This window comes from Streptomyces inhibens, from assembly GCF_003389455.1.
Taxonomy (GTDB): Bacteria; Actinomycetota; Actinomycetes; order Streptomycetales; family Streptomycetaceae; genus Streptomyces; species Streptomyces inhibens.
This window is the reverse complement of the sequence record NZ_QUAC01000198.1, coordinates 1-12,533: the sequence shown is the minus strand read 5'-3', so window position 1 is coordinate 12,533 and position 12,533 is coordinate 1. Positions and strand designations below refer to the sequence as shown.

Annotated in this window: 12 protein-coding genes; 7 read left to right on the top strand and 5 right to left on the bottom strand. The window is 72.3% G+C overall.

Going from position 1 to position 12,533, the window contains the following annotated elements; translation table 11 throughout:
- Positions 1-210 precede the first annotated feature (210 nt).
- The 3 genes from dhaK to DY245_RS24430 all read left to right on the top strand — a co-directional run bounded on the left by dhaK (position 211) and on the right by DY245_RS24430 (position 2,315).
- Positions 211-1,203, top strand: coding sequence for a dihydroxyacetone kinase subunit DhaK (gene dhaK, locus DY245_RS24440; RefSeq protein ID WP_128509381.1), 993 nt, complete (start codon positions 211-213; stop codon positions 1,201-1,203).
- A 78-nt stretch (positions 1,204-1,281) separates the two neighbouring features.
- On the top strand, positions 1,282-1,890 hold the full coding sequence (gene dhaL, locus DY245_RS24435; RefSeq protein ID WP_244943232.1) for a dihydroxyacetone kinase subunit DhaL: 609 nt from the start codon (positions 1,282-1,284) through the stop codon (positions 1,888-1,890).
- A complete protein-coding gene (locus tag DY245_RS24430) occupies positions 1,887-2,315 on the top strand; it encodes a PTS-dependent dihydroxyacetone kinase phosphotransferase subunit DhaM (protein ID WP_128509380.1) in 429 nt (142 codons plus the stop codon). Before dhaL ends, DY245_RS24430 begins: the two co-directional genes overlap by 4 nt.
- Positions 2,316-2,339: 24 nt before the next feature.
- Here DY245_RS24430 and DY245_RS24425 read toward each other — a convergent pair whose 3' ends face one another.
- On the bottom strand, positions 2,340-3,164 hold the full coding sequence (locus DY245_RS24425; protein ID WP_128509379.1) for an SAM-dependent methyltransferase: 825 nt from the start codon (positions 3,162-3,164) through the stop codon (positions 2,340-2,342).
- 359 nt (positions 3,165-3,523) lie between these two features.
- Between DY245_RS24425 and DY245_RS24420 the strand changes: the two genes are divergently transcribed.
- Together DY245_RS24420 and DY245_RS24415 are read left to right on the top strand one after the other, a co-directional pair.
- On the top strand, positions 3,524-4,168 hold the full coding sequence (locus DY245_RS24420) for an RNA polymerase sigma factor (RefSeq protein ID WP_128509378.1): 645 nt from the start codon (positions 3,524-3,526) through the stop codon (positions 4,166-4,168).
- A gap of 3 nt (positions 4,169-4,171) precedes the next feature.
- Positions 4,172-4,924: a hypothetical protein gene (locus DY245_RS24415; RefSeq protein ID WP_128509377.1), complete on the top strand. Its 753-nt coding sequence runs from the start codon at positions 4,172-4,174 to the stop codon at positions 4,922-4,924.
- Positions 4,925-4,947: 23 nt separating this feature from the next.
- Here DY245_RS24415 and amaB read toward each other — a convergent pair whose 3' ends face one another.
- The 3 genes from amaB to DY245_RS24400 form a co-directional block, all read right to left on the bottom strand.
- Positions 4,948-6,516: an L-piperidine-6-carboxylate dehydrogenase gene (amaB, locus tag DY245_RS24410; protein ID WP_128509376.1), complete on the bottom strand. Its 1,569-nt coding sequence runs from the start codon at positions 6,514-6,516 to the stop codon at positions 4,948-4,950.
- Between the two features lie 94 nt (positions 6,517-6,610).
- On the bottom strand, positions 6,611-8,071 hold the full coding sequence (gene hglS, locus DY245_RS24405; protein ID WP_128509375.1) for a 2-oxoadipate dioxygenase/decarboxylase: 1,461 nt from the start codon (positions 8,069-8,071) through the stop codon (positions 6,611-6,613).
- Between the two features lie 38 nt (positions 8,072-8,109).
- Positions 8,110-9,297, bottom strand: a complete 1,188-nt coding sequence (locus tag DY245_RS24400; protein WP_128509374.1) for an NAD(P)/FAD-dependent oxidoreductase — start codon at positions 9,295-9,297, stop codon at positions 8,110-8,112.
- 234 nt (positions 9,298-9,531) lie between these two features.
- Between DY245_RS24400 and DY245_RS24395 the strand changes: the two genes are divergently transcribed.
- Entirely contained in the window at positions 9,532-10,512 is a 981-nt protein-coding gene (locus DY245_RS24395; protein ID WP_128509373.1) for a LysR family transcriptional regulator, read from the top strand.
- A gap of 306 nt (positions 10,513-10,818) precedes the next feature.
- Positions 10,819-12,021 carry a sialidase family protein gene (locus tag DY245_RS24390; protein ID WP_181923847.1) on the top strand — a complete coding sequence of 401 codons (1,203 nt, stop codon included), beginning with the start codon at positions 10,819-10,821 and terminating at the stop codon, positions 12,019-12,021.
- Positions 12,022-12,030: 9 nt separating this feature from the next.
- On the opposite strand, the gene DY245_RS24385 is transcribed toward DY245_RS24390, so the two are convergent.
- The coding region (locus tag DY245_RS24385) for an STAS domain-containing protein (RefSeq protein ID WP_244943231.1) at positions 12,031-12,533 on the bottom strand (503 nt) is incomplete at its 5' end.

The window sequence follows — 12,533 nt, the reverse complement described above, 5'->3', positions numbered from 1 at the left end:
TTGAGGCCTGGAGCGCAGATACTGCCCTCGGAGCGACTCACTCCGCGTCCGCCCTGAGTACCGACACCCTGTCAGGAAAGTCAGCATCAGTCCCGCCCAGCCCCGACTTCGACCACCGAAGAGCACCAAGATCAACAGCGGATCACACCTACCTTGACCTGGGAAAACACAGGTCAACGACCCGACTGCCAATCTCACCAGGAGGTACCCATGAGGATGCTGATCAACGTCGCCGAAACCGTGGTCGCGGATGCGCTGCGCGGGATGGCCGCGGCGCATCCCGAGCTGGTGGTGGATGCCGAGAACCGGGTGATCGTGCGGCGGGATGCGCCGGTGGCGCAGAAGGTGGCGTTGGTGTCCGGGGGTGGCAGTGGGCATGAGCCGCTGCACGGGGGGTTCGTGGGGCCCGGGATGCTGGATGCGGCGTGTCCCGGTGAGGTCTTCACCTCGCCCGTGCCCGATCAGATGGTGCGGGCCGCGGCGGCCGTGGACAGCGGCAACGGGGTGTTGTTCATCGTGAAGAACTACACCGGGGATGTGCTCAACTTCCAGATGGCGGCGGAGCTGGCGGAGGACGAAGGTGTGCAGGTCGCCAGTGTGCTCGTCAATGACGATGTCGCGGTGATCGACTCGACGTTCACGGCGGGGCGGCGCGGCACCGGGGCCACGCTGTTCGTGGAGAAGATCGCGGGGGCGGCGGCCGAGGAAGGGATGCCGCTGGAGCGGGTGGAGGCGCTGGCCCGTCAGGTCGTGGCGTCCTCGCGCAGCTTCGGGGTGGCGCTGAGCGCCTGTACGACGCCGGCGAAGGGCAGTCCGACGTTCGACCTTCCGGCCGGGGAGCTGGAGTTGGGGGTCGGGATCCACGGCGAGCCGGGGCGGGAGCGCCGCGCGATGATGACCTCGCGCGAGATCGCGGACTTCGCGGTGGACGCGGTCCTGGAGGACCTCGATCCGCGGCTGCCGGTGCTGGTGTTGGTCAACGGTATGGGCGCGACGCCGCTGCTGGAGCTGTACGGCTTCAACGCGGAGGTCCGCCGGGTGCTCGACGAGCGGGGTGTGGCGGTGGCCCGTACGCTCGTCGGGAACTATGTGACGTCGCTGGACATGGCGGGCTGCTCGGTGACGCTGTGTCAGGTCGACGGGGAGCTGCTGCGGCTGTGGGACGCGCCGGTAGAGACGGCGGGGCTGCGCTGGGGGCGGTGAGGGAGGACCGAGGAGCCGTATCCGTAGCCCTATCGGCTTCTTCGCGCAGTGTGCCGGAACAACTAAGGAGAGTAGTCCGTGTCCGAAACGGCCTTGGATGCCGCGTTCTTCGTACGCTGGATGACGGCGGCCGCCGCCGTCATCGACCGGGAGGCCGAGCGGCTCACCGAGCTGGATTCGCCCATCGGTGACGCCGACCACGGCGCGAACATGCAGCGCGGCTTCGTGGCCGTGGCCAAGATGGTGGAGACGGAGCCGCCGGCGACGCCCGGTGGCGTGCTGACCGCCGCCGGGCGGCAGTTGATCTCCAGTGTGGGCGGCGCGTCCGGGCCGCTGTACGGGACGCTGCTGCGGCGCGCCGGCAAGGCGCTCGGCGACGCGCCGCAGGTGTCGGCACAGGAGCTGCGGTCGGCGCTGGGCGCCGGGGTGGATGCGGTGGGGCAGCTCGGCGGCTCGGCGCCGGGTGACAAGACGATGCTCGATGCGCTGGTGCCGGGGGTGGCGGCGCTGGCGACGTCCTTCGACGCGGCGGCCGAGGCGGCCGAGGGGGGCGCGCTGGCGACGGTGCCGATACTGGCCAGGAAGGGCCGGGCGAGCTATCTGGGCGAACGCAGCATCGGGCATCAGGACCCCGGGGCGACCTCGTCGGCGCTGCTGTTCTCGGCGCTCGCGGAGGTGGCGAAGTGAGTGCGGAGGGCAGCGGCGGCGCGACGGCGCCGGTCGGGGTGGTGCTGGTGTCGCACAGCGGGCCGGTCGCCGAGTCCGTGGCGACGATGGCCGCCGGGCTGGCCGGGGGCGGTGCCACGGCGCCGGTGGCCGCCGCGGGCGGTACGCCGGACGGCGGGCTGGGGACGAGCGCGGAGCTGATCGCCGAGGCGGCGCGGACGGTGGACCGCGGTGCGGGCGTGGCGATCCTGGTCGACCTGGGCAGCGCCGTACTGACCGTCAAGGCCCTGATCGCCGAGGGGGACGAACTCCCCGAGGGATCACGGCTGGTGGATGCGCCGTTCGTGGAGGGTGCGGTGGCCGCCGTGGTCACCGCCTCGGCCGGGGCGGATCTGGACGCGGTCGCGGCGGCGGCCGGCGAGGCGTACGGCTATCGCAAGGAGTGAGGGAGGCCGCCCGCCCCGCCCGGCTCAGGGTTTGCGGGCGATGCCGGCGTAGCAGGCGGCCTCCGCGTCGGTGACATGGGTGGCGTCCTCGGGGCGGTCGGGGCGCCACTGGTGGGAGAGGGCGACGCCCGGTTCCAGCAGCTCCCAGCCGTCGAAGAAGCGGAGGAATTCGGCGCGTGAGCGGAGCTGGAGCCTGGTGCCGGCGTCACCGTAGATTTTGATGATCTTCCGCATCGCCTCGGGGGTGAAGTCCGCTGTCGCATGGCTCATGACCAGGGCGCTGCCGCTGGGCAGGGCGGCCTTGAGGGTCTCGACGATGGTGTGGGCGCGGCGCTGTCCGTCGTCGGGGACGAAGTGCATCAGCGCGTTGAGGCTGAGCGCGACCGGGCGGCTCAGATCCAGAGTGTCCAGGAGTTGTGGCGCCGTGAGGATGCCGGTGGGGTCGGTGACGTCGGCCTGGAGGTATGCGGTGCGGCCCTCGGGGGTGCTGAGCAGCAGTGCCGCGGCGTGCGCGAGGACGATCGGGTCGTTGTCGGTGTAGACCACCCGGGCGTCGGGGGCGATGTCCTGGGCGATGTCGTGGAGGTTGGGCGGCGTGGGGATGCCGGTGCCGATGTCGAGGAACTGCCGCAGGCCCGATGCGGCGAGGAACCTCGTGGCGCGGTGCATGAACTCCCGGTTGATGCGGGCGGCGACCAGCGCGGCGGGGAACACCCCCAGCACCTGTCCGGCGGCCATCCGGTCCGCCAGGAAGTTGGTCTTGCCGCCCAGGAAGTAGTCGTAGATCCGGGACGAGTGGGCCCGGTCCAGCCGTAGATCCACCACGGGCCCGGGCTCCTGCTCGTTCATCGTGCGCTGCCTCTCCACTACGGCACGCCACCCCGGTGCTTCACCGGCGCACGGTGGCGCCACTTTTCAAGCCGTGCGCCCCTATGGCGTCCCACACGCCGCCGCGCGCCCGGCTGTTGGAGCAATGCCCCGTACGCCCTGGATCATGCGGAAAGCCTCCACGACACGGGTCGTGGCGGCCGACCACCCCTTTATCACGAGTAGTCATATGAATACGCAGCGGAAGATTTTTATGCCCCTGATGCCACAAACAGGGTCGCTTTCCTGTTCATTGGAACGTGAGGGCAAACCGTCCTCCCGCTGCTGTCGGCGTTTCGCGCCCGCGCGGCGGTGCACGGCGAACGGAACGAGGACGGCTCGTGAGCGCAGACCGGGACCGACTTCTACCGGCGTGCGCCCCGGCGCACGTCCGCATCGCGGAGTTAGCCGCGCTCCCGCGCTGTCCACCCCGGGCCGTCGCCACGGATCCGTCCGACCGCCAGCTGTCGATCACGTTCGAGGCGTTCCTGACGACACACGCCCGTAAGTGGCTGACGTACGCGTATCTGCACACCGGCAGCGAGGCCGCGGCCCGCGAGGTCACGCTGGCGGCCTATGAGCAGCTCGGCCGGCTGTGGCCACTTGCGCTGCGGCAGGCGTCGGTGGAGGCGTACGCCTGGTCGGTCCTCAAGGAACGTGTCGTGGAGTGGCTCTACGACCACCAGCAGCCCACCGCGCTCACCGAAACCGCCGCCTTCGCCGTCGTCACGCATGCGCTGCTGCGCGAGTGCCAGCAGCAGTTCGCCATGTTGGAGAGCCAGTTGGGGCTGTATGCGGCCATCGCCCGGCTGCCGGAGCGGCAGTGCGATGTGATCGTGCTGCGGCATGTCATCGGCTACAGCGATGCGCAGATCGGCTCGCTGCTCGGCGTCGACGAAGTCACCGTCCGCTCCTACGCGAGCCGCGGCAAGCGCAAGCTCGCCGCGGCGCTCGGTATCGACCAGGGAAATACCAGGGGGAACTGAAAAATGTCGCACATCATGCCACCCGGCCGCCGGGAGACCGTCGAGACACTGCTCAGCGCCGCGGCCGCGGTGTCCGGAATCGATGGTCCGGCCGGCTTCTGTGACCTCGACGACGGGGGTGCGCTCGGCCGTCTCACCGTCCCCCGGCAGGCGGGGGCGGCGGCAGCGGACGGGCCGCGGGCGACGCTGTCGCCGGGCCGCGCCGACCGCGGTGCGCCCAGTGCCTATCCCAGCGCCCGCGACGAGGCCACCCATGAACTCCAGCTGGCCTGCGCGCTGGTCGTCAATGCCGCGGCGGCCGCGGCCAGCCTGGAACGGCTGGTCAACGACCACCACATCGACCCCGAGGGCGCACTGGTCTTCGCCTGTCTGCTGCACATCACCGGGCGCTGCGACGCGGCGCACTTCTGGTGGCACTTCGGCGCCGGCGCCGGCAGCCGCACCGCCGCCTACTGCCTGTATCTCTCGCACCGCCGCAACGGCGAGTACCGCGACGCCGCCTACTGGCGCGAGCAGGCCGCGCACGCGCCCGATGAGGAGCGCCGGTCCGTGGCCGCGTTCGACGAGAAGCAGTTGCTGCCGGACGCGGCCCGGCACAATCTCCTCGTCCAGTGGCACAGCGGGCTCGCCCCGACCCTGCCGACGGCGCTGGAGAATGTGATCAACCGTCTCGTCGTGGACGGCGACGACGAGGATTTCGGTGAGATCCCGCGTCCTTCGCCGACCCTCGTCCAGGACCTGGGCCGGGCCGAGTAGCGGCCCGGCCCGTCGGCGGGCGTTCAGAGGAAGTTGACGCCCTGGGCGAGCGGGAGATCCGCGGAGTAGTTGACGGTGTTGGTGGCCCGGCGCATATAGGCACGCCAGGCGTCGGAGCCGGACTCGCGGCCGCCGCCGGTCTCCTTCTCGCCGCCGAACGCACCCCCGATCTCCGCCCCTGACGTGCCGATGTTGACGTTGGCGATCCCGCAGTCGGACCCGTCGGCGGCCAGGAACCGCTCGGCCTCGCGCTGGTCGCGGGTGAAGATGCTGGACGACAGGCCCTGCGGGACGCCGTTGTGCAGGGCGATGGCCTCGTCGAGGGTGCGGTAGGTCAGGACGTAGAGGACGGGGGCGAAGGTCTCGGTGCGGACGATCTCGGTCTGCTCCGGCATCCGGACGATCGCCGGCCGGACATAGGCGGCGTCCGGCGCCTGTGCCTCGTAGCACCGCTCGCCGCCGGTCAGCAGCTTGCCGCCGGCCTGCTGCGCGGCGGCCAGCGCATCGGACATCGCCGTATGGGCGGCGGTGCTGATGAGCGGGCCGACGAGCGTCGACGCGTCGAACGGGTCGCCCAGCGGCAGTTGGCCGTACGCCTGCACGATGCGCTCCACGAGGCCGTCGGCGACATCCTCGTGGACGATCAGCCGGCGCAGCGTCGTACAGCGCTGGCCCGCGGTGCCGGCGGCGGAGAAGACGATGCCGCGGACGGCGAGGTCGAGGTCCGCGGAGGGGGTGACAACGGCGGCGTTGTTGCCGCCGAGTTCGAGCAGACAGCGGCCGAAACGGGCGGCGACCCGAGGGGCGACCAGCTGCCCCATCCGTACCGATCCGGTCGCGCTGACGAGCGCCACCCGCGGATCGTCGACCAGCCGCTCACCGCACGCCCGCGCCCCGAGGAGCAGCCGGTGCACCCCGGCGGGCGCGCCCACCTCGGCGGCCGCCCGGGCCAGCAGCCCGTCACAGGCGAGGGCGGTGAGCGGGGTCAGCTCGGACGGCTTCCATACGACGGTGTCGCCGCAGACCAGGGCGACGGCGGTGTTCCAGGACCAGACGGCGACCGGGAAGTTGAAGGCGGAGATGACGCCGACCACGCCGAGCGGGTGCCAGCTCTCGGAGAGCCGGTGGCCCGGCCGTTCGCCGGCGATGGTGCGGCCGTAGAGCTGCCGGGAGAGGCCCACGGCGAAGTCGCAGATGTCGATCATCTCCTGCACCTCGCCGAGCGCCTCGGAGCGGATCTTGCCCGCCTCGATCGTGACGAGGTCGGCGAGCTCTTCGCGGTGCGCGGTGAGGAGTTCACCGAGCCGCTTGACCAGCGCGCCACGCCGTGGGGCGGGCACGGTGCGCCACTCCTGGAACGTACGGTGCGCCTCGGCGATGGCCGCGTCGGCCTGCTCGGGGGTGGTGGCGGGGAGGTGGGCGAGGGTGCCGCCGGTGAGCGGGGTACGGGCGGGGAGGGTGTCGCCTTCGTGTGCCGGCGGCGCGGTGTGGGCCTCGAGGTCGATACCGCAGCGGCGGAGGGCGGTTGCCGCGCGGGCGCGCAGGGTGGCGGTGTCGGGGAGGCGGGGACCGGCGGCGGGGGTCGCGGGCATGTTGGGGCTCCTTGGGAGATCCGGATGAACGGGCCGGCAGGGCGGTCAGGCCGGCAGGGCGGTCAGGGCTTTCAGGGCGGCCAAGGGCAGGTGGTCAGAGGGCCGGGGCTCCGGCGTCCGGATCACCGCTGTCCTGATCGGTGGCGACCAGTTCGCCGTCGTCCAGAGCCCGCAGCGCCGCGCACGCCCCGAGCGTGAACAGCGCCTGCCGCAGCGAGCGGTCCTGCTGTTCCGCGTAGAGCCCGAACGGGTCGAGCACCGGCCGGCCGATCGCTTCGGAGAGGCGGTGTGCGTCGAAGGGAGTGCCCGCCAGCTCCGTGTCGCGGGTGCCGTCCTCGGTCAGGTTGGACCGGAAGATGCCGGCGGCGGAGCGGGGCAGGAAGTCCTCGTAGACGATGGGGTGGGCGGTGAGCCAGCCGTGGGTGAGCAGGCCGGTGAGGTCGGCGGGCGGGCGGCGTCCGTCCCGGGGCCGTCCGGTCACCGGGCGGTAGGTGAAGAACGCCTGGTGTTCCACGGCGAGTTGGTGTTCGGTGCCGGGGAAGCCCCGCTGCCACAGGGAGCGGGCGACCTCCTGCCGGTCGGTGTCGGGGCGCAGCCCCGTCAGGCGGTCGGTCTCCGCCATCAGGCCGTCGTAACGGGCCCGGCCCGCGCGGGTCAGGGCGATACCGCGCGCCTCGACCTCGCCGAACCGGACCCGTAGCGATCCGCCGGTGACGCTGCCGTCGGGCTCGCGGAACTTGCGTGGCTCGGCCAGGGCCCGGAAGGAGGTCTGACGCAGCAGCACATCGGGCCCGGCCCAGCGTGGTGGCCCCTGGATCCGGTCGATCATGGTGATACCGCGCTCCTCCATGCGCCGGTAGAGGGCGTCGATGTCCAGGACGCGCGGGGTGAGGTGGTTGATGTGGGTGGCCGCCACCCCGCCGATGTCGGCGGCGACCGCGGAGACCCGCTCCAACTCGGTGTACCAGGCGCGGTCGACGGGTTCCGGGGACAGTTCGAACGCGGCGACCGCGAGGGCGAGGAAACGTTCGGCCTCAGACTCGGGGAGCCCGGCCTGCTCCTCGGCGCGCTCGGCGAGGGCGAGCAGTTCCGGCGGGAAGAGCTGCCGGCGGGCGAGGAAGGCGTCGAGCCGGGATTCCAGGCCGGCGTCGAAGAAGCGGCGGTCGGAGGTGGTGAGCAGCGAGGTGAAGACGCGGAAGGGGTTGCGGTCCAGTTCGTCGGGGTCGGTGGGCCGGAAGGCGGTGGAGACGACGGGTACGGCGCCCTCGTCGCCGTCGCGCAGGTCGTAGAAGCCCACCGGATGCATGCCGAGGGCGGCGAAGATCTGGGCGGCCTGGCGGAGTTCCTCGGGTGTGCCGACGCGGATCGCGCCGTGGCGTTCCGCGGTGACCCGGGCGATGCTGCCGAACCGGCCGGCATCCGGGTCCCGGGCCGCGACCTCGTCGTTGACCTGCCCGGCCACCTCCAGCAGCGTGGTGTACGCGGGGACTTCGGTGCCGTACATGTCGGACAGCCGACGGGCGAACGCGGCGCGCAGTTGCCAGGTGGGGACCATTCGGAACTCCCGGGACGAGGGGCTGGGGGCAGGAGGGGTCAGATGATGTGGGCCTCGGGGCGGACGGCGCGGCCGTCGAAGCGGGTGGCGGCGAGCGGGGCGATATCGAGGAACGGCTCCCGGCCCAGGTAGAGGTCGCGGACCAGCTCCCCCACCGCGGGGGCCTGCAGAAAGCCGTGGCCGGAGAAGCCGGTGGCGTACAGGAAGCGGCCGACGTTCCGGGCCTCGCCGATCAGCGCATTGCGGTCGGGGGTCATCTCGTAGAGGCCGGCCCAGCCGTCGACGACCGGGAGGCGGGCGAGTGCCGGTGCGCGGCGGGCGGCCGCGGTACGGAACGGATCCAGCCATTCCCGGCTGAACTCCCGCTGGAATCCGGGCTGTTGGCGGGGGTCGGACAGGCCCATGAGGAGGCCTTCGGCGGCGTCGTTGTGGAAGTAGAGGGTGGAGTCGTAGTCGAGGGTGAAGGGGATGCGGGGCGGGGCGGGGCGCAGTGGTCCGGTGAAGGCGATCTGCCGGCGCAGCGGCGTGACGGGGAGTTCGACGCCCGCCATCGCGCCGAGGGCGCCGGACCAGGCGCCCGCGCAGCAGATGACGGTGTGGGTGCGCACGGTGCCGTGCGGGGTGCGGACCGCCTGGAGTGTGCCGTCGGCGGTGTCGATGGCGGTGACCGGGCAGCGGGTGCGGACGGTCACGCCGAGCCGGCGGGCCGCGCGCAGATAGCCGGCCACCGCGGACCTGGGCAGCGCATAGCCGTCGGTGGGTGAGAAGGCGGCGGCGACGATGCCGCTCGGGTCGACGTACGGGCACAGGTCCTGGGCGGCGCGCGGGGTGATGATGCGGCTGGGTACGCCGTATGCGTTCTGGACCTCAACCCCCTCGGTGAAGGTGGCCAGTTCGCTGTCGTTGCCGAGGAGGAAGAGATAGCCGACGTTCTCCAGTCCGATGTCGGCGCCGGGCCGGCGGACGAAGTCCCGCCAGGCGTCCAGGCTGCGCAGGCCGAGCCGGATGTTGAGCGGGTCGGAGAACTGGGCGCGGACGCCGCCGATGGGTTTGCCGGACGAGCCGGACGCCGGCCGGTCGCGCTCCAGCAGGAGCACCCGGGCGACGCCCGCTTCGGCCAGGTGGAACGCGATGCTCGCCCCGATGACACCGCCGCCGATAATCACGACGTCGGCCTGCTCGGGGACGGGGACAGGGGCATCGGCCGAAGCCGTGGTGGAAGCCATCCGGGCCGCCTTCCCGTCTTCTTGTTCCGGACGGAGTGGGATGTGGGATGTCGGAGGTGCCGGAGCGGGTGGCGGGTCGGCCACCGGTGGTTCAGATGGTGACGGGCGGACCGTGCCGCGTCCATGCACAGTTGCTGGACGCGATCTCTTAAGAGTTCTGTGAGTAGAGGGGTTTCGCAAGGCGGCACACCTCGTGGCGCCGGGCGTCCCGGAGCCCGTGGGTAGGGTGCCGCCATGGAATTGCCAGGTGTCCAGCTCAAAACGCTGCTGGAGCTGACCCGGAGCGGCACGATGACCGCGGCGGCCGCGGCCCTCGGCTACACACCGGGCGCGGTGTCCCAGCACATCGCGGCGCTGGAGCGGGCCACGGGCACGGAGCTGGTCCGGCGGACCGGCCGCCGGGTGGAGCTGACGGACGCCGGGCACACCCTCGCCACCCATGCGGAGCGGATCCTGGCCGCGCAGGCCGAGGCGGTGGCGGCGCTGGAACGCACCCACGGCGAGGTCCGCGCGCGGCTGCGGCTGGGGGTTTTCGGTACGGCGGCCGCCGGGCTGCTGCCGCCGGCCCTGCGCCGCCTCGGTGCCCGGCACCCGGGTGTGCGGGTAGAGAGCCGTGAGGTGGATGTGGACCAGGCGTACACGGAGGTGTGCGCCGGCCGGGTGGATCTGGCGCTCGGCCTGGACTATCCGGACGCGCCGCTGGTCCGGGACGGCACGGTGGAGTTGGTGCGGCTGTGCACCGAACGGTTCTCGCTGGCGGTACCGGCGGGGCAGCCGCCGTGGGACGCCTACGACGCGGGGGCGAAGGAAGAGGGGGCGGACGACGCGGAGACAGAGGATGAGGCGACGGACGACGCGAAGGCGGGGACCGCAGCGCTGCGGCTTGCCGACACCGCCGGCTTCGACTGGATCCTGCCGGCCCCCGGCTCGTACTACGGGCGGGCCGTCCGCGCCGCCTGCCGCCGGGCCGGGTTCGAACCGCGGGTCGTCCACGAGGTGACCGACACCGCCACCTCGCTGGCGATGGTCGGGGCGGGGCTGGGTGTCGCGCCGCTGACGGAGCTGATGCTGCGGCTGCGCTCGGAGGGCATCACGTCCGTGCCGCTGCGGGATCCGGTCGTCCGGCACATCGTGGTCGCGGTCGGCTCTGCCGCGTGCCGGCGGCCGTCGGTGGCGGCGCTGATCGACGCACTGCGCGAGGGCGCCGCGTCGTAAGGCGAATCCCGCCGCCGTCACCCCGCGGCAGCCCCGGGACCCCGGCACCTGCGCTCCCCCTCTCGGGGCGTAGGACGTCTGATGTCCGATGCCGCGTTCGCCCCTAGGGTCCCGCCACCGCCCCCGCAAGACGCATACCCCCACCCTCACACCGTCGCTCACACGGGCCCCACGCGGCCCATCACTCCACTTCTTCCCCGGAGTTGACGGCCCCTCACCATGACCTTAGATTCGCAGGACGTCCGATGTCCGATCCCTCCGTTATGCCCGTCGCGTTCCGCGCCGCGTCCCGCCCTGGAGGTCTCGGTGAAAGCCGCCCGTCCCGTCACGCTGGCCACCCTGCTCGCCGCCGGCGCCGGCCTGCTGTCCGCCCCCGCGGCACCCGCCGCCGAACCGCGCCTGGTACCGCTCCGCGCCACGGTCCGGCCGGCCCTGTACGAGACCACCGATCTGGCGGTATCCGGGCAAGGAGCGCACACCTACCGCATCCCGGCGCTGACCACGCTGCCGGACGGCACCCTCGTCGCGGCGTACGACCGGCGCAACGACAGCGCGGCCGATCTGCCCGGCAATGTGGATGTGATGGTGCGTCGGAGCACCGACAAGGGGCGTACATGGAGCGCCCCACGGGCGGCGGTGGACTACGACGGCGGGGTGGGCGCGGGCGACCCGAGCCTGCTGGTCGACCGGAAGACCGGCCGGGTCTTCCTCTTCCATGCGTACGCGCCCAAGGGCGTCGGGTTCGGCAACGCGGGCGCCGGCAACGCCCACGACAGCACCACCGTGCTGCACACCGACTACAGCTACTCCGACGACCGGGGCCTCAGCTGGCGCCACCGGCGCCTCACCCATGACCTCAAGGACCCGTCCTGGCGCGGCATCTTCGCCTCGTCCGGCTCCGGCAGCCAGCTCGCCGGCGGGCGGCTGCTCCAGCAGTACGCGTTCCGCAAGGCCGACGGCAGCATGTGGGCGGCCAGTGCGTACAGCGACGACCACGGAGCGACCTGGCACATGGGGACGCCGGTCGGGCCGCTGATGGACGAGAACAAGACCGTCGAGCTGGCCGATGGCCGCGTCATGCTCAACAGCCGCACCAGCAGCACCACGAAGCGACTGGTCGCACACTCACGGGACGGTGGACTGTCCTACAGCGCCCCGGCCCCGGACGACGAGCTGATCGACCCGGCCAACAACGCCTCGATCCTGCGCTACGACCCGGCAGCGCCGGCGCACCAGCCCCGGTCGCACTGGCTGCTGTTCAGCAATACGGCGAGCACCGGCGCGCGCGAGAACCTCACCGTGCGGGCGTCCTGCGACGACGGCGAGAGCTGGCCCATCTCCCGGGCCGTCGCACCGGGCGCGGCGGCCTACTCGACGCTGACCCGGCTGACGGACGGCACCTTCGGGCTGCTCTACGAGTCCGGCCCGTACCAGAAGATCACTTTCGCGCGGTTCGACGATGCCTGGCTGGGGGTGAACTGCCCGGGCGGCCGGCCGTCACCCGGCTGAACCGGCGCCTCACACGGACGGGTCCTCCACCGCGGGCGGCCAGGCCGGGCGGCTGCCGTCGGGGACGGCGGCCAGCGCATGGCCGACCGTGGGGTAGCAGGAGAAGACGCCCAGGGACTGGGTGCCGACCAGCAGGCGCAGCATCCGCACACCGAGCGAGGCCAGCAGCAGCCGGCCCTCCAGGCGCCGGCACAGCCATTCGAGGGCGAGCAGACAGCTCAGCCCCCGCGAGTCACAAAAGCGCAGGGCGGTCAGATCGAGCACGAGAAAGCGGTGGCCGGCCGAGACCACCGACCGTGCCTCGGCGAGAAAGGCCTGCTCGGTGCGGAGGTCCAGTTCCCCGCTGACGCGCAGGACCGCGCACTCATCCGCCTGCACGATCGCAGTGACCGCCAACGACCGCATCTCCGAGCTCATGCCGTCCAGACTAAGCGCCGCCGCCTGCCGCACCATCGCTGCGGCCCGCCGGCGCCCCCGGGCCCGCTCCCGCCCGCGGCCCCGCCCGTGGCCTC